This is a genomic window from Glaciimonas immobilis, from assembly GCF_011947285.1.
Taxonomy (GTDB): Bacteria; Pseudomonadota; Gammaproteobacteria; order Burkholderiales; family Burkholderiaceae_D; genus Glaciimonas; species Glaciimonas immobilis.
Genome location: NZ_JAAOZT010000009.1, coordinates 381,716 through 404,804 on the forward strand (window position 1 = coordinate 381,716; position 23,089 = coordinate 404,804).

Annotated in this window: 19 protein-coding genes; 3 read left to right on the forward strand and 16 right to left on the reverse strand. The window is 50.5% G+C overall.

The features are described 5' to 3' along the window. Positions 1-75 precede the first annotated feature (75 nt). The 14 genes from HAV38_RS15935 to HAV38_RS16000 all read right to left on the reverse strand — a co-directional run bounded on the left by HAV38_RS15935 (position 76) and on the right by HAV38_RS16000 (position 18,104). Positions 76-1,617 carry a SpoVR family protein gene (locus HAV38_RS15935; protein WP_168056355.1) on the reverse strand — a complete coding sequence of 514 codons (1,542 nt, stop codon included), beginning with the start codon at positions 1,615-1,617 and terminating at the stop codon, positions 76-78. Continuing rightward, entirely contained in the window at positions 1,614-2,882 is a 1,269-nt protein-coding gene (locus tag HAV38_RS15940; protein ID WP_168056356.1) for a YeaH/YhbH family protein, read from the reverse strand. The genes HAV38_RS15935 and HAV38_RS15940 overlap by 4 nt, the downstream gene beginning before the upstream one ends. Before the next feature lie 362 nt (positions 2,883-3,244). After that, positions 3,245-5,167, reverse strand: coding sequence for a PrkA family serine protein kinase (locus HAV38_RS15945; protein ID WP_168056357.1), 1,923 nt, complete (start codon positions 5,165-5,167; stop codon positions 3,245-3,247). Between the two features lie 211 nt (positions 5,168-5,378). Further along, positions 5,379-6,626 (reverse strand): AmpG family muropeptide MFS transporter, encoded by a 1,248-nt coding sequence (locus HAV38_RS15950; protein ID WP_168056358.1) that lies wholly within the window; start codon positions 6,624-6,626, stop codon positions 5,379-5,381. A 329-nt stretch (positions 6,627-6,955) separates the two neighbouring features. After that, positions 6,956-7,558: a methionine biosynthesis protein MetW gene (gene metW, locus HAV38_RS15955; RefSeq protein ID WP_168056359.1), complete on the reverse strand. Its 603-nt coding sequence runs from the start codon at positions 7,556-7,558 to the stop codon at positions 6,956-6,958. Further along, positions 7,555-8,775, reverse strand: a complete 1,221-nt coding sequence (gene metX, locus HAV38_RS15960; RefSeq protein WP_168056360.1) for a homoserine O-succinyltransferase MetX — start codon at positions 8,773-8,775, stop codon at positions 7,555-7,557. Before metX ends, metW begins: the two co-directional genes overlap by 4 nt. 532 nt (positions 8,776-9,307) lie before the next feature. After that, positions 9,308-11,065, reverse strand: coding sequence for a phosphoenolpyruvate--protein phosphotransferase (ptsP, locus tag HAV38_RS15965; protein WP_168056361.1), 1,758 nt, complete (start codon positions 11,063-11,065; stop codon positions 9,308-9,310). Between the two features lie 258 nt (positions 11,066-11,323). Further along, the gene (locus HAV38_RS15970; RefSeq protein ID WP_168056362.1) at positions 11,324-11,593 is read right to left on the reverse strand and encodes an HPr family phosphocarrier protein; all 270 of its coding nucleotides are present in this window, start codon (positions 11,591-11,593) and stop codon (positions 11,324-11,326) included. Between the two features lie 152 nt (positions 11,594-11,745). Next, on the reverse strand, positions 11,746-12,150 hold the full coding sequence (locus HAV38_RS15975; protein WP_168056363.1) for a PTS sugar transporter subunit IIA: 405 nt from the start codon (positions 12,148-12,150) through the stop codon (positions 11,746-11,748). Positions 12,151-12,356: 206 nt separating this feature from the next. Continuing rightward, positions 12,357-13,307 (reverse strand): glutathione synthase, encoded by a 951-nt coding sequence (gene gshB / locus HAV38_RS15980; protein WP_168056364.1) that lies wholly within the window; start codon positions 13,305-13,307, stop codon positions 12,357-12,359. A gap of 348 nt (positions 13,308-13,655) precedes the next feature. Continuing rightward, positions 13,656-14,954 (reverse strand): glutamate--cysteine ligase, encoded by a 1,299-nt coding sequence (gene gshA / locus HAV38_RS15985; RefSeq protein ID WP_168056365.1) that lies wholly within the window; start codon positions 14,952-14,954, stop codon positions 13,656-13,658. A gap of 402 nt (positions 14,955-15,356) precedes the next feature. Continuing rightward, a complete protein-coding gene (gene amt, locus HAV38_RS15990) occupies positions 15,357-16,916 on the reverse strand; it encodes an ammonium transporter (RefSeq protein WP_168056366.1) in 1,560 nt (519 codons plus the stop codon). 13 nt (positions 16,917-16,929) lie between these two features. Then, positions 16,930-17,268, reverse strand: coding sequence for a P-II family nitrogen regulator (locus tag HAV38_RS15995; protein ID WP_168056367.1), 339 nt, complete (start codon positions 17,266-17,268; stop codon positions 16,930-16,932). Positions 17,269-17,279: 11 nt separating this feature from the next. Then, positions 17,280-18,104: a TorF family putative porin gene (locus HAV38_RS16000; protein ID WP_168056368.1), complete on the reverse strand. Its 825-nt coding sequence runs from the start codon at positions 18,102-18,104 to the stop codon at positions 17,280-17,282. Positions 18,105-18,773: 669 nt separating this feature from the next. Here HAV38_RS16000 and HAV38_RS16005 point away from each other — a divergent pair. Together HAV38_RS16005 and HAV38_RS16010 are read left to right on the forward strand one after the other, a co-directional pair. After that, complete coding sequence (locus HAV38_RS16005; protein WP_168056369.1) at positions 18,774-19,016, forward strand: accessory factor UbiK family protein; 243 nt, start codon at positions 18,774-18,776, stop codon at positions 19,014-19,016. 22 nt (positions 19,017-19,038) lie between these two features. Continuing rightward, positions 19,039-20,595, forward strand: coding sequence for a YifB family Mg chelatase-like AAA ATPase (locus HAV38_RS16010; protein WP_168056370.1), 1,557 nt, complete (start codon positions 19,039-19,041; stop codon positions 20,593-20,595). Positions 20,596-20,683: 88 nt separating this feature from the next. Here the strand turns inward: HAV38_RS16010 and HAV38_RS16015 are convergent, their stop codons facing one another. Further along, on the reverse strand, positions 20,684-21,328 hold the full coding sequence (locus tag HAV38_RS16015; RefSeq protein WP_168056479.1) for a tRNA-uridine aminocarboxypropyltransferase: 645 nt from the start codon (positions 21,326-21,328) through the stop codon (positions 20,684-20,686). A 90-nt stretch (positions 21,329-21,418) separates the two neighbouring features. Further along, complete coding sequence (locus HAV38_RS16020) at positions 21,419-22,111, reverse strand: pyridoxamine 5'-phosphate oxidase family protein (protein ID WP_168056371.1); 693 nt, start codon at positions 22,109-22,111, stop codon at positions 21,419-21,421. 715 nt (positions 22,112-22,826) lie between these two features. Here HAV38_RS16020 and HAV38_RS16025 point away from each other — a divergent pair. Further along, positions 22,827-23,084, forward strand: a complete 258-nt coding sequence (locus HAV38_RS16025) for a BTH_I0359 family protein (RefSeq protein WP_168056372.1) — start codon at positions 22,827-22,829, stop codon at positions 23,082-23,084. Positions 23,085-23,089 lie beyond the last annotated feature (5 nt).

The following is a 23,089-nucleotide window of genomic DNA, read 5'->3' on the forward strand; positions in this document are numbered from 1 at the left end:
ACGCGACGACATCAGAAGCGGCGCGTGGGTGCGTAAGGTTAAGCCAAGATAAGCTCAAGGCATAGTTTACGCATCTCAACTTCGCAAAGAATACCGATTATTGCTCACACACTGATACCGGCGCAGTACCTTACCGCTATCGTCCACGCTTTCAAGATGCACATCAAACTGCCAGAGTCGTGCCATGTGGCGTAGGACTTCATCCGTATTTTCGCCCAATGGTCGGCCATCGCTGCGGAAATGGCGTAAAGTCAGGCTGCGGTCACCCCGGGTATTGACCGACCAGACCTGAATATTCGGCTCGCGATGATTGATGTCGTATTGGCGCGATAGGGTTTCACGTACGTATTGATAACCGGCTTCGTTGTGAATCGCCGTGACTTCCAGTTCGCTACGATTCTCATCATCCTGGACCGAAAAAAGATGCATGTCACGGATCAATTTGGGTGACAAATATTGCGCTATAAAGCTCTCGTCTTTAAAATTTCGCATCGCATAATGCAGCGCGTCCAGCCATGGCGTGCCAGCTAATTGTGGAAACCAGGCGCGGTCCTCGTCGGTCGGATGTTCACAAATACGCCGGATATCACTCATCATTGAGAATCCCAGCGCATACGGATTAATCCCGTTGTAATACGACTTGGTCACTGGCGGCTGATACACGACACTAGTGTGTGAATGCAAAAACTCCATCATGAAGCCATCGGTCAGATGTCCTTCGTCATACAGCGTATTGAGTAGCGTGTAATGCCAAAACGTTGCCCAGCCTTCGTTCATTACCTGCGTCTGCCGTTGCGGATAAAAATACTGCGCAACCTTCCGCACAATGCGGATGACCTCGCGCTCCCATGGCTCTAACAGCGGCGCGTTTTTCTCTGCAAAATACAGTAAGTTTTCTTGTGGCTCAGGCGGGAAGCGGGTTTCATCCTGCGCCATCGCCTCTTCTTTTCTGGTCGGCAAAGTCCGCCACAATGCATTCACCTGCGACTGGTTATATTCCTCACGTTCGCGGGCTTGCTCTTTCTCCTTGACCAAGGATAAATGCTGCGGTCGCTTATAACGATCAACACCGTAATGCATCAATGCATGACATGAGTCCAATAACTCTTCTACTCTTTCAAATCCGTGCCGTTCTTCACATTCGGAAATGTAATTACGCGCATACACCAGATAATCGATAATCGCGTTGGCGTCGGTCCATAACTGGAATAAATAGTTGCCCTTAAAAAATGAGTTATGGCCATAAGCCGCATGTGCCACCACCAGCGCCTGCATCGTCAGCGTATTCTCTTCCATCAAATATGCGATACACGGATTAGAATTAATCACGATTTCGTAGGCAAGACCCATTTGCCCGCGCTTATAACCGCGCTCGGTGGATAGGAAATGTTTGCCGAACGACCAATGTCTATAATTCACTGGCATCCCGGACGACGCGTAAGCGTCCATCATTTGCTCGGCGGTAATGATTTCTAACTGGATGGGATAAATGTCCAGTTTAAAGGAGGCCGCTACCCGCGCTATTTCAACGTTATAACGTTCGATTAATTCAAAGGTCCAATCGGAGGGGCATGGTAACGGCGTTTTACGCTTATCGATATCTGCACGTGCATTCATAGGTTCACCTGTTTTTCAAATAGCTCACGAAATACCGGATAAATATCGCTGGCGTGCTGGACTTTCTTCTGCACGAACTGTCGATAAGCCGGCACTATTTGTGCATATTCCCTCCACAGATTTTGCTCTTCAGCAACGACCTGAATGTAAGCAAAATAGCGGGAGCGAGGCAAGATTTTTTGTTCAAGAATTTTTCGGCACTTAGGGGAATCATCGTTCCAGTTGTCGCCGTCAGACGCCTGCGCGCCATAGATGTTCCAGTCGCCCGGTGGATAGCGGTCATCAATGATTTTTGACATCAGCTCCAACGCGCTCGACACCACGGTACCGCCGCTTTCCTGGGAGTGAAAAAACGTGTTTTCATCCACTTCATCAGCGCGCGTGTGGTGACGAATAAAAACGACTTCAATATGTTCGTAGTTACGCGTCAGAAACAGATACAGCAGAATAAAAAAGCGTTTGGCCAGATCCTTGCGTTGTTCATCCATTGAGCCGGACACGTCCATGACGCAGAACATTACGGCCTGACTTGACGGTTGTGGTTGCCTGACGCGATTGACATAGCGCAAGTCAAAAGGATCAATAAAAGGAATCCGCCAGATGCGTCCCTTGAGATGATGAATATCTTCCTCTAACCGCCGGATTTCTTCGCCGCGATCTTCGGTATCATCTTTAAGGGCCTCCATCAATAGCTCAAGTTCACGTAAGCGCGCCACTAGCGGGGAACCTAGCGCGATGCGTCGACCAAGCGAACTGCGCAGTGAGCGCACAATATCAATATTATTGGGCGAGCCATCGGTGGAGTAACCAGCGCGCATATTCTTCCACGTTGGCGCTGTCATCAGATTGGTCTTGATCAGGCGCGGTAATTCAAGATCCTCAAAGAAATATTGCATGAATTCTTCGCGGGATAATTCAAAAACGAAATCATCCTGGCCCTCGCCCTGATCACTCGCGTCGCTCCCACCGCCGCGTCCTGAGCCACCGTCCGGTCGGGCGATCCGGTCGCCCTGAAGGTATTCTTCATTGCCGGGATGCACCATCTCGCGCATACCCCCAGAACCGTGGCGGAAGACCGGTTCTGAAATATCTTTGCGCGGAATAGTAATGCTTTTGGACTTTTCGATTTCGGTAATGCCACGGTCTCGCACCGCTTCCGTTACCGAGCGCCGGATATCATCACGATAACGGCGCAGGAAACGTTCGCGATTAGCGATTCCCTTGTTTTTTCCAGCGAGTCTACGGTCAATTATTTGATGTAACACGGTACAGTCTCCTGATCGTGATGTATCTGGGAGCTGCCGCCGGTATCGCCTGATGGCCTTGATCGGCTGACGATGCCGGACTTGCCAGAAGACCGCCGGACATAGCCCTAAGCCAGTTCCGACAGCTCCCATGGCTGCCCTGTGCAGTTACAGTTTGCACCACCACTGGTAGTAGACATCGCAGGTATCGCCGTGAGAGCCTGTCTGCGATCTTTTGATGCCTACATATTGCCTTTAAAAGGTGGTGCTAAACGGGTTTTAAAATCCAAATGGTGTGTTAAACATTTCGGTTTCTCCACCGCTGATCCATAAGCCACGTTCACATGTTACAGCTCGCTACGCACGTGCGCATACGCAGATCTTTATGACGATTTACGGACGCGTAGATACCACTCGCAAAGTAGCCGGACCTGCTTTGGCGTATAACCTTTGGTCACCATGCGGTTTACAAAATCTTCATGCTTGCGCATCTCATCGGCTGAACCTTTGGCATTAAATGAAATAACCGGAAGCAGATCCTCGGTGTTCGAGAACATTTTCTTCTCAATCACTACCCGCAGTTTTTCATAACTGGTCCAAAGTGGATTTTTGCCACCATTCGAGACCCGGGCACGTAACACGAAGTTAACTATCTCGTTACGGAAATCTTTTGGATTACTGATACCGGCAGGCTTTTCTATTTTCTCCAGTTCTGCGTTCAACGCGGCGCGGTCAAAACTTTCTCCGGTGTCGTGATCGCGGAACTCCTGATCTTGAATCCAGAAGTCGGCATAGGTGACATATCGGTCAAATACGTTTTGCCCATATTCAGAATACGACTCCAGATAAGCGGTCTGGATTTCCTTGCCGATGAACTCAGCGTAACGCGAGGCCAGCGTGTCCTTCACGTAAGAAAGATATTTTTGTTCCAGTTCTTGCGGAAACTGCTCCCGCTCGATTTGCTGCTCCAGTACATACATTAAATGCACAGGATTGGCGGCGATTTCGGACGAGTCAAAGTTGAAAACCCGCGATAAAATCTTGAACGCAAATCGGGTAGAAACCCCGGTCATGCCTTCATCGACGCCCGCATAATCGCGATACTCCTGGAACGACTTCGCTTTCGGATCGCTGTCTTTCAGATTGTCGCCATCGTAGACCTGCATCTTGGAAAAAATATTCGAGTTTTCAGGCTCGGCAAGTCGGGTCAGGATCGAAAATTGGGCCATCATTTTTAACGTTCCGGGCGCGCAGACGGCCTTGCCCAGAGATGATGTCCGGATAAGTTTTTCGTAGATCTTGATTTCTTCCGACACCCGCAAGCAATATGGCACCTTGACGATATATATACGATCTAACAGCGCTTCATTATTCTTGTTATTGCGAAATGCTTTCCACTCTGATTCGTTGGAGTGGGCCAGAATAATGCCGTCAAACGGAATCGCGCCAAATCCCTCGGTACCTTTAAAATTGCCTTCTTGCGTCGCAGTTAAAAGCGGATGCAAAACCTTGATCGGCGCTTTAAACATTTCGACAAATTCTAGCAAGCCCTGATTGGACAAACAAAGACCGCCAGAGTAACTGTAAGCGTCGGCATCATCCTGTGAATACTGTTCAAGCTTGCGAATATCTACTTTGCCGACCAGCGTAGAAATATCTTGATTATTTTCATCGCCGGGTTCCGTTTTGGAAATCGCGATTTGTCGCAATATGTTTGGATAACGTTTGACTACACGGAATTTTCGGATGTCACCGTTAAATTCATGCAAGCGTTTAACGGCCCATGGACTCAGTATGGATTTGATGTACCGGCGTGGAATCCCGTATTGTTCTTCCAGAATGCCGCCGTCTTCGTCATAGTCGAACAGACCGAGGGGCGATTCATTAACGGGAGAACCTTTGATCGAATAGAAAGGAACGTGCTCCATCAATTGCTTCAGCCGTTCCGCGATGGAGGATTTACCGCCACCAACCGGGCCAAGCAAATAGAGGATTTGTTTTTTTTCTTCGAGACCTTGAGCGGCATGACGGAAATATGCCACGACTTGTTCGATTACTTCTTCGGCGCCATAAAATTCTTTAAAGGCCGGATACACTTTGATCACTTTGTTGGCAAAAATACGTGACAACAATTGATCCTGACGTGTATCAATTTTTTCAGGTTCGCCGATTGCCATCAGCATGCGTTCACCCGCCGTTGCATACACGGTAGGATTGTTCTTACAAAGTGTCAGATACTCTTCAAGTGAAAATTCTTCTTCTCTGGTCTTGTCGAACCGACTCGCAAAGCTGCTGTAAATATCCATATCACCCCCGCATCAACGATGTTGCGAAAACAAACTGAACAAACAATTCCTACAATGTAGGACCCCTTTGAGAGCTTAACAGACCGTTGAATTTTGCGCTGAATTTACACAGTAATTAACGGAAGAGGTTTCCATGCTTTTGATTCTATATCTTTTTCTCGAACGCAACCGAGAAATTGTGTAATCAGAGATTACAGAAACAGAAAAAATTTTATTCTTCAACTTTTTTTTCGTTCCATGGAGCGACTTTTGGCAGCAACAGCATGCCGGGTATCGCCAGTGCAAAACACACGATGAAAAAAGTAAACCAGCCTGTCTGGGCAATAATGTAACCGACCGAAGAGTTGATAAACGTACGCGGAACCGCTGCCAGACTTGTGAATAAGGCAAACTGTGTTGCGGTGTAACGCGGGTCTGTCGTGCGTGCAATGTAGGCCACAAATGCCGCAGTACCAAGCCCGACGCCAAATGCCTCGGCACCAATGACGGCAGCGAGTATTAGTGGTTCAGCGCCGACATGCGCCAGCCATGCAAATCCGAGTATTGTGACAGCTTGTACAACGCCAAAAATCCAGAGTGCGCGGTTGATACCAATTTTGACCATCCAGATACCACCGATAATGCCGCCGGCGACGCTGGCCCAAAGACTGGTCGTCTTTGAAATGGCGCCGATCTGTGTCATCGTAAAACCAAGATCGATATAAAACTTGGTTGCCAGCGCTGTCGCCATGCTGTCGCCAAGCTTGTAAAGAAAAATAAATCCGAGCACCCACAACGCACTTTGCCAGCCATTCCGGGAAATAAACTCCTGAAACGGCAGCAGTACGGCAGCGCGGAGGTTTTTTGGCGGATCACCGTATACCTTTGGCTCACTGATGATCAATGTGCAGGCCAGGCCGGGCAGCATAAAGCCAGCGGTAATCCAGAACACCTGGTGCCACGGCATCATATCGGCCAGCACCAGCGACAGCGCGCCCGGCACCATACCCGCGACTTTGTAAGCGTTGACGTGGATCGCGCTACCGAGGCCTTGCTCGCTATCGGGAAGAATTTCGCGCCGGTAAGCATCAATCACGATATCCTGGCTTGCGGATAAAAAGGCGACCAGCGATGCCATGGCTGCAATGGCGGGTAAATTCAGGATCGGGTCAAGCATTCCCATGGCGCCGATGGCGCCAAACAGGGCGACTTGTGTCAATGCCATCCATCCGCGGCGGCGGCCCATGCGGCCAAAGTGAAAGCGGTCCATTAATGGCGACCACAAAAATTTCCACGTATACGGAAACATTACGAGCGCGAAGAGGCCCAGTGCTTTGACGTTCAATCCCGATTTTGCCAGCCACGCTTGTAACAAGCTGATTAATATAAATAGAGGTAAGCCGGAACTAAAGCCGAGAAAAACGCAGATCAGCATGCGTCGGTTCAGATAATGATGCCACGGGGGCGAAGTTGAAGTCATCTATGCGCCCGAAAACGGGACGTTATGTGTGCAGGAAAAGTATTTAAAATACGGAAGCAGATAGACGTAATGTGGAGAATACCCAAGCTGCGCCGGAAAATAATGAGTGGTAAAAATAGTACACAAAAACAACGTTAAACGCGTCGGGACCCGGGACGCGACCTGTCAATATTGTCATTGCACCGCGTTCAATGTCTACAATGACGACGACTGACAAAAATGCGGTTTGGTGACAGGTGCCTGTTATTTTTTCAGATTTTGTAACCTTGGGTGCGCCACAGGAAGTCGCTACAGAAACTTTCGACAGCACGTCAGCCTTACCGCTTGGGTTATTTTTTGCGAAAACGAAACACAGCAAGGCTACCACGCCAATTGGGTAGAAATGATACCGGCCTTCCATCATGCAGGGCCACGCATTCGAGCACTTCCAGGCCCACTTCGTTCGCCAGTTCTTCAAAATCCTTAATCGTTGCGCAACGCAAATTAGGGGTGTCATACCATTCGTAAGGCAGTAACTTTGAGACCGGCATGCGACCACGCAACAGCGCCATGCGGTGTGGCCAATAGGCAAAATTGGGAAACGACACTATTGCTTCGCGACCAACCCGGGCGATATCCCTTAAGACGCCTTCGACATTTTTCATCATTTGTAATGCCGAAAGACACAATACCGTGTCGAACGCATTATCGGCAAACAAAGCGAGGCCTGTCTCCAAATCTTGTTGAATTACCGATACACCACGCGCTACGCAAGGAGGAATCTTGCTGTCATCGATTTCAACCCCATATCCGGCGCATTGCTTGTCCGTTTGCAGGTAGTCAAGCATCACACCATCACCGCAGCCCAGGTCTAATACCTGAGACTGTTGCGGGACCCAATGGGCGATAAACGCCAGGTCAGGGCGAAGTCCGCTCAGTTGCTCAAAGTTCATACATTTTCTCCGGCGCTGTCAGGTATGGCCTCAGCCGACCCGGGTGGGGTTGAATGGTTCGGCAGATTGCCATGGGCGTCTGGTTTGCCAGTGGCATTAATCGCTTTCCAGATGCGGTTGTAGTACTCGCGCACGACGTTCTGGTAGCGCGCATCTTCTAGCAAAAACGCATCATGGCCGTGTGGCGCGTCGATTTCCGCATAGCTTACCCGTCGGCGATTATTCACTAACGCCTTGACAATATCGCGACTGCGTTCCGGCGAGAAACGCCAGTCGGTCATAAATGAGATGACCAGAAATTCGGCGCGGGTTTTTGCGAGCGCAACCGTGAGATCGCCCCCGCATTCGGCCGCAGGATCAAAGTAATCGAGCGCCTTGGTTATCAGCAAATAGGTGTTGGCATCAAAGTACTGAGAAAATTTGTCGCCCTGATAGCGTAAATAGGATTCGATTTCAAAATCGACGCCGAATCCGAACTGATAGCTACCCGAGCGCAAATCCCGGCCAAATTTTTCGGCCATGTCATCATCGGATAAATAGGTGATGTGACCGATCATCCGTGCCACGCGCAAGCCATTTTTGGGCACGACGCCGTGCGCGTAAAAATCGCCGCCATGAAAATCCGGATCGGTCAGAATTGCTTGCCGCGCAACATCATTAAAAGCGATATTTTGTGCGGATAATTTGGGCGTGGATGCAATCACCACGCAATGGCGCAAACGCATCGGGTACAGCAGACTCCACGCCAGCGCCTGCATCCCGCCTAACGATCCGCCCATCACTGCGGCGAACTGGGTGATGCCGAGCGCGTCGGCCAGGCGCGCTTGCGCCTGCACCCAATCCTCCACCGTTACCACAGGGAAGTTTGCGCCGTATGGATTGCCTGTTGTGGCATCGATATGCATCGGACCGGTCGAGCCGAAGCAGGAGCCCAGATTATTCACGCCCATGACAAAAAATTTATCGGTATCGACTGATTTTCCGGGGCCGACCATGTTGTCCCACCAACCGACGTTTTTCTGATCGTCGGCATAGTTGCCGGCCACATGGTGCGAGGCATTTAGGGCATGGCAAACAAGCACCGCGTTCGATTTATCGGCATTTAGGGTGCCATATGTTTCATACACAAGGGTGTAATCGGACAGCGACGCACCGCTCTGCAATTTAAGGGGTGTCGCAAAATGCATGGACTGCGGTGTGACGGTTACTTGAGACATAGTGTGAGATTGAACGTTATTAACAATTTGTGTAAGGCCTCATCGCTGCAAACACAGGACTGACAAAAATCGCCCCAGCGAAGCTGTGCTTTCCGTGTCCTGCCGGAACGCCAGTCTTGCCCGGACGTTTTAAATAATACTCAAGCAATAAAAAAGCCCGAAAGCTTGCGCTCATCGGGCTAAATCAGGGGCTTGTAATGCAAGCTCGCTTTAGCCGTATTTATTCGACATTCCCGGAGGATTGCCACGCGCCCGCAAGCTGAGGTGGTGAGACCGTTCAAATCGGCGCTGTTTGTTGCTGCTCAGTATCTTACCTGACGCTGCAACGGTATTAGAATAACCAAGTCGGGGCTCGCCGTCAATTGGATGGCAGCAAGAGTGCGGCAATCTTACTGCAATTATGTTGCAATCATGTTGCAAGATAGCCCCACGTTAACCTCACGTTAACGCGCTGGCGCCATCTCACTGTTGGAGCGATCGCTTCTCCAGTCTTGCAACGCTGCCGCCTCTACACTGTTATCAGTATTGCCAATTAAGCCGCCCGCATCTGTATCATTGCGGCAGCGATTGCACTTGGCTCCGTAGTGCGCAAAATTTTCTTTGTTTGGGTGGTCAGAGCTTCCAGATCGCTATTTAAAATTTCCTGTTTCACTGCCAGCAAATGGATAGGATCCATCGAAAACTCTAGCAAGCCCATGCCCAGTAGCAGTCGGGTGTACTTCACATCACCCGCCATTTCCCCGCATACCGATACCGGGATGCCGGCTTTGCGGCCCATTGCGATGACGCTTGACAACAAAAACAACACAGCGGGATGCAGCGGGTTGTAGAGGTGCGACACTTCATGGTCTACGCGATCAATCGCCAGCGTGTATTGAATCAGATCATTGGTGCCGATAGACAGAAAATCCATGCGTTTGATGAACATCGGCAGGGCTAACGCCGCCGCTGGGATTTCTATCATTGCGCCGATTTGCATCGCTTCGTCGAATTTGATTTTTTCTTCGCGCAGTTGCTGTTTGGCTTGGGTAATAATCGTTAAGGTTTGATCGATTTCAAACGCATGCGCCAGCATTGGAATCAGCAATTTTACCGGACCGAAGGCCGAGGCACGCAAAATAGCCCGTAGTTGGGTTATAAATAAATGCGGTTCCGCCAGACAATAGCGGATCGCACGGCGTCCCAATGCCGGATTCAACGCGGTTTGCTCGTTCGCATCCAGCGGTTTATCGGCGCCGACGTCAAGCGTGCGGATCGTTACCGGACGTCCCTTCATGGCGACGACCGCTTGCTTGTAGGAGGCAAACTGTTCGGTTTCGGTCGGTAAATGCAGTTTTTCGCCGATGCGTCCCATAAACAAAAATTCTGAACGGAACAGGCCGACACCGTTGGCACCAGACTCCATGGCCGGGCCACAATCGTCGGGCAGTTCAATATTTGCCAGCAAGGTAATCTCAACGCCGTCCAAGGTAACAGCGCGGGTTTTCTTTAGCTTGCCGAGTTTTTTTCTGGCGCGGATTTGTTGCGCTTGTTGCTCACGAAACCGCTGCAATATGAGCGGTGAAGGATCAACGATGACGACACCAGCCAGACCATCAATGATAATCCAGTCATCCTGCTTGATCAGCGAAGAGGCACGGTCCATGCCAACCACGGCTGGGATATCGAGGCTACGCGCCACAATGGCGGTATGGGAATTCTGACCGCCCTGATCGGTGATAAATCCGGCAAACGCGCGATTGCGAAACTGCAGCATGTCGGCCGGTGAGATATCGTGCGCCACCACGATGATATTAGGCGAGGATTGCTCGTCGCCATCCAGGTTCAGCTCGGGCAGGGTGGTAGCGGTGCCGGTCAATATTTTTAAAATCCGCTCGCCGACCTGTTGAATATCGGTTTTGCGTTCACGCAGATAAAGGTCTTCTATCTCATCGAATTGCGCTGATACTTCGTCGATTTGGGTGACTAGCGCCCATTCGGCGTTGTATTGACGCTGGCGAATGATTTCAAGCGGGATTTCGGCCAGCATCGCATCGGCCAGAATCAGCAAATGCACATCGATAAATGCGCCTAGTTCGGCGGGTGATTCTTTGGGTAACTCGCCACGTATTGTTTGTAGTTCCTGGCGCACGGTGGCGACTGCGTTTTCCAGTCGCTGGACCTCGGCTTCGACCTGAGTCTCCGATACCAAATAGTGCTTGACGTCCATCGCTGTCGGCGCAAGCAGGTGCGCCCGACCAATCGCTATGCCGCGCGATACCGGAATGCCATGTAGTGAAAAAGATGCCATCTGTTCAGCCCGAAGTAAATTGCTATCTGAAAATGATTGAACAGTTTCCCTGCTAGTCAATGCGTCAATCCAAACGGGTGCGCTACTGGATGACGAAGGAGAAAAACCCCCGTCGACCAAAATTTTGAGGTCTTGCTCAAAATAGCCTGCGCGGCGCTTATTCTGCGAAAGTCCTTAATTGCGTTTCTGCTGTGCACCCCGTCGTTTTTCGCACCAATATGACCGCAACTTGTCGCGGTGGTTTCCTTTTAAAGCAGCTTATTCGCCTTCGCCAAATTTGTCCTGTATCAACTGATTGAGCGCATCGAAGCCTTCTTGCTCGTCTGGACCCTCGGCCTCTAGTAAGATGGTGCTGCCTTTTCCCGCTGCCAGCATCATGACGCCCATGATTGACTTGGCGTTGACGCGACGATTATTACGGGAAATCCAGATTTCGCATTTGAATTTACTGGCAAGTTGGGTAAATTTGGCCGATGCGCGTGCATGGAGACCCAATTTGTTAATGATTTCGATTTCTTTTTGAATCATGAGGTTCTTTATCGTTATTTGTTGTTTGCCTGATAGCGTCTCGTAATGCGCGTGCGGGTAGGAAACGATGTAACGAGGTAGCGCATTGTTAAAGCTGAATTTTTAAGCCGACCCGATCAAAGCTAAATAAAGCGTTACGCGTTGTCTTCAGGCTATTGGGAGACCCGCACCCGATTGTCGACGCGCACGGCACCGCCCTGTCCACCGGCAAGTGCCATCTCAGCGACCACATCTAGTGTGTCGTTACGATAAGTAAGGGCGCGCAATAGCATTGGCAGGCTGATACCCGCGATCACTTGCGTTTGCGTACCGCTGCATAACGGCAGCGTGCAATTGTAGGGCGTCCCGCCCATTATGTCCGTGATCACCAGCACGCCCGAACCATCGTCAAGTCTGGCGGCCGCTTCTTTGGCTAGCAACTTCACCTCGGTCGGATTTTGGTCCGCCACGACATCAATTGCCTCGAACCGCTCCGGCATTTGCCGGAACACGTGTGACACAGCAGAAACGAAAGCCTGACCGAGAGGCGAGTGGGTTAATAAAAGAATACCAACCATAATGTAAATACCAGACCCGCTGAGCGGATAAAAACCGAATGTGCCGGATGGCATATTGCGACGTAATTTTATGCGCTTTTGTGTGTGTCCGTATTAATCCCGTTTATCGACTTTGCGATTTAGCCACAAAGCGGGTAAATGTGAGTAGCGCCTCTATCTATTCCGCCCAAAAAGAATCATAAAGTTAATTTTTATTTAACTTTATTCTAATCCTTTCTGTTGACGGCTGCCTCCAGAGCATTAATGAACATTTCAGCCACATTAAAGCCGACTTGTTGCATGATTTCTTGAAAGCAAGTTGGGCTGGTGACGTTGACTTCAGTGAGATAATTGCCGATGACGTCCAGTCCAACCAGCAACAGGCCGCGTTTAACCAAAATCGGCCCTAGCGTTTCGCCGATTTCGCGTTCGCGTGCAGTTAGCGGTTGGGCCACGCCCAATCCTCCGGCGGCAAGATTGCCGCGTACCTCGCTGCCTTGTGGAATACGGGCTAGTGTAAAGGGCACGACTTCGCCACCGATGACTAACACCCGTTTATCGCCCGCCACGATTTCTGGAATAAAGCGCTGGATCATGATCGTTTGGCTGCCGTTGTTAGTCAACGTTTCAATAATCGAGCCAAGATTCATGCCGTCAGCCTTGACCCGAAAAATACCCGCACCACCCATGCCATCCAGTGGCTTGAGGATAACGTCCTGATGCTCTTCATGAAAAGCGCGCAAACGGGCCGCATCACGCGTCACCAGCGTAGGCGAAATGAATTGCGGGAATTGCGCAATGGCGAGTTTTTCGTTGTGATCACGTATGGCTTGCGGCTTGTTAAATACCTTCGCACCTTGTTTCTCTGCTAACTCTAGCAAATAGGTGGTATAGATGTATTCCATGTCGAACGGCGGGTCTTTGCGCAGTAGGATCGCATCAAACTCAGACAGAAACATCGAGGTCGGCGCCGCCGCCCGGTACCAGTCCTTGCCGTCGCCGGTGAGCGTGATCCGTGCAACGTTGGCCGTAACGATGCCGCTTTCCAGCGCCATGTCTTGCTGCTCAAAGGCGTAAATCGTGTGGCCACGTTTGGCAGCCTCGACCATCATCGCGTATGTCGTATCTTTGTAAATTTTAAAGCTGTCGAGCGGATCGGCGAGGAAAGCGATTTTCATGTTCAAGCCTTTACTAGTGTCGTGTTGTATTTACTCATGATTAGGGGTTACGCAAAGTCGCCCCAGCTGCGTTGTGCTTTCCTTGCCACCTTACGCGGCCCGGAGCTAGCGCACTGTCTGCGTCGGCAGGGTCGAAAAACTCGTTGCTGGGACGACTTTGCGTAACTCCTAATGCTGATGGTCGGTGTAACGACACGCGTTATGACGCGATGCCGAGAATTCTATAAAGCACTTGCTGCACGCATTGTGCAACTTTACACCGCAATGGTCTCGGGCATCAGTTAGTATGACGGTGCCGAGCACGCCTGCGCGCTGTCATCAGTAGCTCGTTCACATTTTAACGTTGAATCAATAAATTTCTGGATTCGGATCGGTTTTTTCCATCTCCAGCGAAGCCGCCAGCAACGCCAGCCTTGCAACCACGCCATACATATAAAAGCGATTCGGTGCCGTGGTGCCCGGCTTAGCCAGCAAATCAGGCAACGCGTGTTGTTGGGCAAACGCCAGCGGTACGTAATGCGCGCCCGGGGCGTTCAGGTTTTCATTAATGCCGCGTTCGGCGTGCACGCGGTAAAAGCCGCCGACCACGTATCGATCAATCATGTACACCACCGGTTCGGCGACGGCGTCATTAATGTGCTCAAAGGTGTGCACGCCTTCCTGAATCACAACATCATAAATAGACTGAGTGCTCTTGCCCTCCGCTATTTTATTGCGTTGTTTAAAATAAAGTTCTTTGATCTGGTTGGCGTCGGTCACGCTGGTAATACCCATACCAGTGGTGCCCGAATCAGCTTTCACGATGACGAACGGTTTTTCCTTTATGCCGTATTCTTTATATTTCTTGCGAATTTTGGAGAGCAACGAACTGACGCTCGAAGCCAGCGTATCTTCACCCGGAGGTTCCTGAAAGTTGATCTGATCACACCTGGCAAAGAACGGATTCAACATCCAGGGGTCGACATCCACCAATTTCGCAAATTTTTTCACTACGTCGTCATAAGAAGAGAAATGACTACTCTTGCGGCGCGCGGTCCAACCGGCGTGCAACGGCGGCAATAAAGTCTGCTCGTTCAGGTTTTCCAGAATCGATGGCGTGCCCGAGGCCAGATTATTGTTGAGCAAAATTGTGCAGGGATCGAAATTTTTCAGCCCAAGACGACGCCCGTTGTGTGAACGTTCCAATGGTTCCAGCGTAACTGTGGTGCCGTCCGGAAGTTCCACGGTGACAGGTTCTGTGACCTTATCGGATAAAGAGCCCAGACGCACATGCAACCCAGTCTGGCGGAAAATTTGCATTAACCGGGCCACGTTCTGGAGGTAGAAAGTGTTGCGAGTGTGCAACTCCGGTAACAGCAACAGATTCTTTGCATCCGGGCAGTACTTCTCAATCGCGGCCATCGCAGCCTGCACGGCGAGGGGCAACATTTCCGGCGAGAGGTTATTAAAGCCCCCGGGAAACAGATTTGTATCCACCGGGGCCAACTTGAAGCCAGAGTTACGCAGGTCGACCGAACAATAAAACGGCGGCGTGTGCTCCTGCCATTCCATCCGGAACCAGCGTTCAATGGCCGGTGTGGCGCCGAGAATTTTCTTTTCGAGATCGAGTAGTGGGCCGTTGAGGGCGGTAACGAGATGCGGGACCATAGGACTCTTACACTTTCTTGATTATGCGCTGTTAGCGATAGAGTGCCAGTCGGCATGTTTATCAAATGAAGGTTTCTTTGGGAACCTACCGTGCGGTGCAAATAAGCGATGCGCACCACAATCCGAAAGAAGTCTGTGAAATCTTTGATAAACTTCGGCTGCGCTTGATTGATCTCGATTTTAACGGGGATTTTGCTAACCCGCCGACTAAAAAAACTGAATTTATAATAAGAGATTAATCAAGCTGGATGATTAACATTAGGGCAATCGGGAAATTTTAAAGCCCTTAAATATGAAAAAGCGCCCAAAAAGGGCGCTTTTTATTGCGTAACAGAATTATTTAAAATCCAGTATTATGCCGGTCGCCTCTCCACCGTGGATCAGTGCAGGGGCGCAAATCTATTAACCGTGGTAAGCCGATTCGCCGTGGCTGGAGATGTCCAGACCTTCGCGTTCTTCTTCTTCAGTTACACGTAGGCCGATGACGATATCGATCAGTTTGAAAGCGATAAACGCCACCACGCTGGACCAAATCACCGTAGTCAATACGGCTTGCAACTGAATCCAGACTTGACCACTGATCGAGTAGTCCGGAGCAACTGCATTAGTGACATAGTCATAGATACCAACACCGCCGAGGCTAGGTGCAGCGAACACGCCCGTTAGCAACGCACCAAGGATACCGCCGACGCCGTGCACACCAAATACATCCAGTGAATCATCAGCGCCAAGCAATTTCTTCAGACCGGTTACGCCCCATAAGCAAGCAAAGCCTGCGATCAAGCCCAGTGCCAGTGCGCCACCGACGCCGACGAAACCAGCGGCAGGTGTAATCGCGACCAGACCGGCAACTGCGCCAGACGCGCCGCCCAGCATTGAAGGCTTGCCCTTGCCAATCCACTCACCCAGGCTCCAGGTCAATACGGCACCAGCCGTTGCAACCAGCGTGTTGATGAAGGCCAAAGCCGCGCCGCCATTTGCTTCCAGGCCGGAACCGGCATTGAAACCAAACCAGCCAAACCACAGCAACGACGCGCCAACCATCGTCAATGTCAGGCTATGTGGCTTGAATGCTTCTTTGCCGTAGCCTACCCGTTTGCCGATAACATAGGCGCCGACCAAACCGGCAACCGAAGCGTTAATATGTACAACGGTACCACCTGCATAATCCAACGCACCTTTTTGGAACAACCAGCCGGAAGTCGCTGTCTGTTTTGCGGCGGCGGCGGCATCTGTGAAGCCATCAGGACCAGGCCAGTACCAAACCATATGCGCGATTGGCAGGTAAGAGAACGTGAACCAGATGACTGTGAAGGCGAGAATCGCGGAGAACTTAGCGCGCTCAGCAAATGCACCGATAACCAATGCGCAGGTAATCGCGGCGAATGCGCCCTGAAACACAACAAACGCGAACTCTGGCAATACGACGCCTTTGCTAAAGGTTGCTGCTAATGAATCAGGTGTCATACCATGCAGGAACAAGCGGCTAAAGCCACCGATAAAGTCGTTTCCTTCTGTGAACGCCATACTGTAGCCATACACAATCCACAATACGATCACGAGAGAGAAGATAGTGAAACATTGCATCAGCACCGATAGCATGTTCTTGCTACGCACTAGGCCGCCGTAGAACAGGCCAAGGCCCGGTAATGTCATTAAAATCACAAATGCTGTACAAACCAGGAGCCACGCAGTGTCGCCCTTGTTTGGTACTGCAGGTGCCGGGACTGCTGCCGGAGCACCTGCAACCGCTGAAGCCGCCGCTGCTGCAGGGGCAACTACCGCTACAGGGACAACTACCGCCGCCACTGGCGCGGCTACAGCAAGTTCTGCTGTGCTAGTGGCACTAGCCGCTGCGGAAGCCGATGCCTCATCAGCCGCGGATGCTGGCAGCATGAAGCCAACTGCAAGCATCAGTGCGCAAAATGCCAGAAACGTGGCAATAATTCTCTTTATGTTCATTTTTCTCGGTCCCTTAGATTGCGTCTTTACCGGTCTCACCGGTACGAATACGAATTACTTCTTCCAGATTGAGAACGAATATTTTGCCGTCCCCGATTTTGCCAGTCCGCGCTGCAGTTTCGATCGCCTCAACTGCCCGATCCAGAATACTGTCGTCTACTGCTGCTTCGATTTTTGTTTTAGGCAAAAAGTCTACGACATATTCCGCACCACGATACAACTCTGTATGGCCTTTCTGACGACCGAAGCCCTTAACTTCAGTCACAGTAATGCCTTGCACGCCGATAGCAGACAACGCTTCGCGGACCTCGTCCAGTTTGAACGGTTTAATAATCGCAGTGATCAGTTTCATGTTGACCTCGGTTAGAAAGTTTTTGCGAGTGAGAAAACCAGGCCGTTTTTGCCGAGGTTTTTGCCACTTGGGCTGGCATACGCACCGTTTTTGGCATCTGTTCCGACATAAGCGGCGCCTAGCGTAACGCCATAAAGGACATCAAAGGTTTTGGTTACGCCAACTTTCCAGTCGTTGTAACTCGTAAAGTTAGAGTGCGCAACTGTCTGGTGACCGTAATGCAAACCAAGAGTAATGCCCGAACCCACATCAAAATTGGCGCCAAGGTCGTAATACCCACTATTTTTGCTGTTGACGGTGCCGAACAAGTTAGTCAGTGACTGTGAATACTTGAAATAACCTGGGCCGTAACCCAGTTGGCCGTAAAGCTCAAAAGTATTTGCGTTTTTACTAATTAAACTGTAGTTATTAGCTGGATAGTAATAGTACAAACCACCTACGTCATACGTAAAGCCAAGCGGCAAATCGCCACGTTTTCCTGCATACAAATCCCACTCGATGTCTCCCTTGCCCTTAAAGCCCGCACTATTTACCGAGTCTTTGATCCAGTTAATATTAGACAACCAGGTGCCTGCATAAAGACCGGTAGGATTGTTGGTGTAATCCACGCCGCCTTGTACTGCTGCATTCAGGCGGGTTTGCGAGATACCGCGGAAACGGTAATCATTGACCAGACCGATGTTATAAGCGATGACATTATCTGGCACTGGTTCTGCGGCAGGAGCGGCGGCGACCGTAGGTGCTGTAGGCACTGCGTCGTCAGCATGGGCAAAACCGGTCACCATGGTCGTTGCAACAACGGTAGTTAATAAGAGCTTGGAGGTGATTTTTTTCATCTTTTGTCCCGAGTGGTTATAGGCATTAAAAATATTGACACTGTTTATATATTCCCTGCAACTTACTTTCATTCTTTCTCTAGCAGGACTCATGCCAACCACATACATTTAATCTCGAAGGCAAATTCCGCCCGATTTATATGCAATGTTATACATATTGCGTCTCATTCCATTAAAATGCACCTTCATGTTGTGAGAATACTAAAAATATGCACCAATGAGATGCAAAGAAAATTTTGCGCACCATACAGGTGCCGATTTCGTGCGCCGCTCCACACTGGTGAGCTTGTAAATCATCCCACCGTGGTGCAGCGAAATCCCTTAGTGCTTTAGGTGGGCGCTGTCGGAGTGAATGTGGTGGCGTTGATACTGGCGCGCGGAGCGCCTGCGTCCGCAGGGATTTCACGCTTTGCCATGCCCGTGGGTATCACCAGGGACCAGAGAAAACGACAATAAAATGCCGCCGCCGCTGAACAAGACGCCGGACGACAAACTAGCCAACCAGCGCCGGGCGCGGGCGTATTACGCGCATTAGCGTTGGCTGGCCACGGTTTTACACGCGAGTTTGGGAGATTATCTTAAGATGCACGGCAGTTTCACGCCAACGGGCGGCGGATGAGGTATGATTTTTTCGTTCGTACAATTTTTAGTATTTACCGGAGAGTCACAATGAGTAAGTCCAATTTTTTTGAAGATATGCAATCCAAGATCAATAAGGCTATTGAGAACTCCCCCGCCAAGGATATTGAAAAAAACGTCAAGGCCATGTTAAGTAGCGGTTTCTCAAAACTTGATCTTGTGACGCGTGAAGAGTTCGACATTCAGGCGCAAGTTCTGGCCGCCACCCGTGAAAAACTGGAACTGCTGGAGTTGCGCGTAACCGAGTTGGAAGTACAGCTCAAGCGCCCATGAGGATGGATCACCGGTTCTGCCAATGACGTTGGCGGTATTAAAAAGTCGGGCGTTGGCAGGGATGCAAGCCCCGGAAGTCACCGTCGAAGTGCACCTCGCCAACGGCCTGCCCTCATTTACTATCGTTGGGTTGCCGGAGACCGAGGTCAAGGAATCCAAGGACCGGGTCAGGGCGGCGTTACAAAATGCCTGTTTTGAATTCCCTTCACGCAGAATAACCGTCAATCTGGCACCAGCAGATTTGCCAAAAGAGTCAGGCCGCTTTGATTTGCCGATCGCGCTTGGGATTTTGGCAGCTTCCGGTCAAATGCCCGCAGACCAACTGGATCGTTATGAGTTTGCCGGCGAGCTTTCTCTTTCTGGCGAATTGCGGCCTATCCGTGGCGCGCTGGCGATGACCTTTGCGATGACCACTTCCAGCGCCAATCCTGCGACGGCTGAAGCGCGTCGCGATCAACCCGCCAGAAAGCAACGCGCATTTATTCTGCCGCGGCAAAACGCTGACGAGGCCGCGTTAGTGACCGATGCAGCAATTTTCCCCGCAGACTCGTTGCTGCATGTATGTGCACATTTTTCCGCCAAAAGTGCGGAAGGGCGGTTAACGCGCCACGTTGCTGCCCGGCAAGTGCGCACGCCGCACTACCTCGATTTCAGCGACGTTAAGGGACAATTACAAGCCAAGCGAGCACTGGAAGTCGCTGCTGCAGGCGGTCATAGCGCATTGCTAATCGGACCGCCCGGTACCGGTAAATCGATGTTGGCGACCCGCTTTGCCGGAATACTGCCGCCGATGACCGATCAGGAAGCATTAGAATCTGCCGCCGTGCAATCGTTGACCAGCGGGTTTTCCAGTAGCAGCTGGAAGGTGCGACCCTACCGCGCACCGCATCACACAGCCTCGGGCGTGGCGTTGGTTGGTGGCGGTGGCGTGCCAAGGCCGGGCGAAATTTCGCTCGCTCATCGCGGGGTCCTGTTTCTGGACGAATTGCCGGAATTTGATCGACGCGTTTTAGAAGTATTAAGGGAACCGCTAGAGTCTGGTCGCATCACCATCTCGCGCGCGGCACGGCAGGCAGATTTCCCCGCCTGCTTTCAATTAATCGCCGCGATGAATCCTTGCCCGTGCGGGTATCTTGGTCATGCTTCCAATAAATGTCGTTGCACCCCAGATAATATCGCACGCTATCAGGACAAGATTTCCGGCCCCTTGCTGGATCGGATCGATATGCAGATTCAAGTTGGATCGCTGCGCCATGACGAGCTAAAAAAACAGGCCGATGGCGAACCGTCCAGCCAGATTGCCGAGCGCGTGGCACGCGCGCATGCGATCCAGTTAGCGCGGCAGGGCAAGGGCAACAACGCATTATCGACGACTGATATTGATGCGTATTGTCAGGCCGATGCGGAAGGAGAGAAGTTACTGCAGACTGCCATGACGCATCTCAACTGGTCAGCCCGCGGCTATCACCGCGTACTTAAACTCGCGAGAACGATAGCCGATCTTGCGTCCTCCGAGAACATCGTAAAAACGCACGTGGCAGAAGCGATTCAATACCGGCGGGCGTTGCGGGAGAAATAGGCTAGCGGGGTGCAAATCTCGGTTGTGCTCGATTGTGCTCGATTGTGCTCGTTTGTGCCCGAGTGCGCCTGAGCGCGCTTTCTGATTTCTACTCTGCAAGAACGTGATTAACGTGATTACGCAGGTAGGTTTGCTCACCCATCGCCGCAATTTGCTGATCGATGAGCGCTTCAAAAGGCACTAACAACGCATCGAAATTACGCGGCGCTTCCAACAAGTTGAGCGCACAAACAATCGCCTCCAGCGTGGAGATCATGCCGGGCGCGGGTGCCTTGCGTAAGCGATAGCGCGACTGGCGCCCTGCGGGCAAGGCAATTCGCGGCAACAGCGATAATGCCGGATTAACGTGCAATAGTTTGCGCGCTTTGCGCCACGTGCCGTCCAGCACCACCAGCAGTAAAGGTTTGGCGTCCGTTTCTTCAATAGGCGCAACCAGCGTTTGCGCCTGATCACCGGGAAATAACAGGCAAGGCTGATAAACTGGATCAGCCAGCAATGTCGGCAAATCGGGAAATGTCTCGCCAATAAGCAACGCCGCATTGTTCAATCCCAGCGCCGCCAGTCGTGCCGTGTTTAATGCATGATCGGTTTCGCTCGGATGCTGTAACACCACTATCCGCGTCCGACTATCAAGGTGCGGAACCAGATGGCACAGACAGCGTGCAAGTGGGCGCGTGCATTGGATGCATCGCGTTCGGGAAGTGTGGGAAGTTGATAAATTGTTAGACGACATATGCATGGGCGTGTCTGCTCGTAATAATGATTTACAACCTCATTTAATGTAGTGATCCGGCGGTCGTTCGGCATCAGCATTTTATGCGTTTTATTTGTTTCGGTATTGCGCAACGTGGTCGTCGATACCAGCATAGTCGGCAATATACTGTGGGGTGAGATCCGTTTTGTTGCGCCTTGGATCGGGATCCGGCGCAGCAAATGTGATTGCGGCGGGAATCACCCCAATCCAGGTCGGCCAGTCGGGCGTATCGGCCTCCTCATCTGGAAATTCGTCGCGGATTTTGCCTGCGGCCTGATCCAGTTTGACCCGCATCACCGCAATCGCACGCAGTTCTTTTTCCTTTGGTGGCCTGATATCCGGCCAGCGTCCTGGCAATACCTGGTCCATAAAGGCGCGCATTGCCGCCTCCTTGTTTAACTTTTTCCCCACCTCCTCAACATGTCCGCGGATGACGACGGAACGAAAATTATAAGAATGATTAAACGCGCTGTGTCCCAGTACCAACCCATCGAACAACGCAATTGAGATACAGACCTCGTTCCCTATCAGCTGGTTGCTCAAACGTCCTTTATTCGCAGAATGAAAATATAAATATTGACCATCGCGCCAGCAGGCCAAGGGAATCGCTGTCGGTTTGTCATTCTGGATAAACGAAATATGGCACAAATAGCTGGCATCAATGACAGCGTTGACTTCGTCTTTATTGTAGCGGGCACCGTCAGCTGTACGTTTTACGCGATATTCTTCCTGTACGGGGTAGAGGGTGTCAGCGTTTTCCATACTTATGCAATTTCCGCTTGTTTATCGAAAGGATTAAGATTTGGCTTCGGGAGGCTATAAGTAAGAGCTTGGGATCCACGTTTGATAAAATGAGAAGAATAGGTCATAGCTCCTAATCTTTTACTCGAACTTGGTGCAGTTAAATCAGAATTTCTGTTCTTTTGATAGCGTGAGTTCGTACCCGTGTTAAACATTGGTGGATGTGACTCTTTTTTCTGGTCAACTGGTCGCATAGGCTGCACCTCTCAAATAGAATTTTTGAAAGCATGTATGATTTTTTAATTTCTCGGAAGAAATGAATGTGAAAATGCCTAAAGTTAGGTGTTTTACTTAGTTTGGAAATAATGTGGACCAAGGAGTCTAAACTGCAGATTACTTAACCTTTAGATCTTCTGAGGAATTTCACTTTCTGATACCGATTGAATATACGGCACATAAAAGAATTGCTATAAAACCATTAAATATTAATTATCTTTCGCCATAAAACCACAATTTTTTTTCGAATAATTAAGGCCCGCTGTCACATCTGCTTGCAATTGACGTTAACGTTTTGCATTAAACACGTGACAAAAACGCGACATGGGGTAGTATAGAATTGAAGTACTTTAATTACAGTCTCTGTCTTGAAAAAAGGAGCAAAGCAACTATTTACACGGGCTGGCTTGAAAACTGCTTATTGATCATCACCTTCTGTCTAACTTTACAGGGAGCGCATATGAACCTGATCTACAACAGTGACCAATACAGCGTCGTCGAATTCGGGGCGGATGACCAAAGAGAAGCACTTCGCTTTGGCGGATACGAAATTGTCGACAAATCTTTTAAACGTGAAATCTTTATTGCGGGCGCTTTAGCGGAATTTTTCCGTCAGGGAGTTGAAGAACTCATTGCCTCGGAGCCCACTATTGAAGATATCGATGCGTTTCTCGGTAACTATGATGCTTTGATGAGTCAGCCAGTGACGTTGCAATAAGCTTT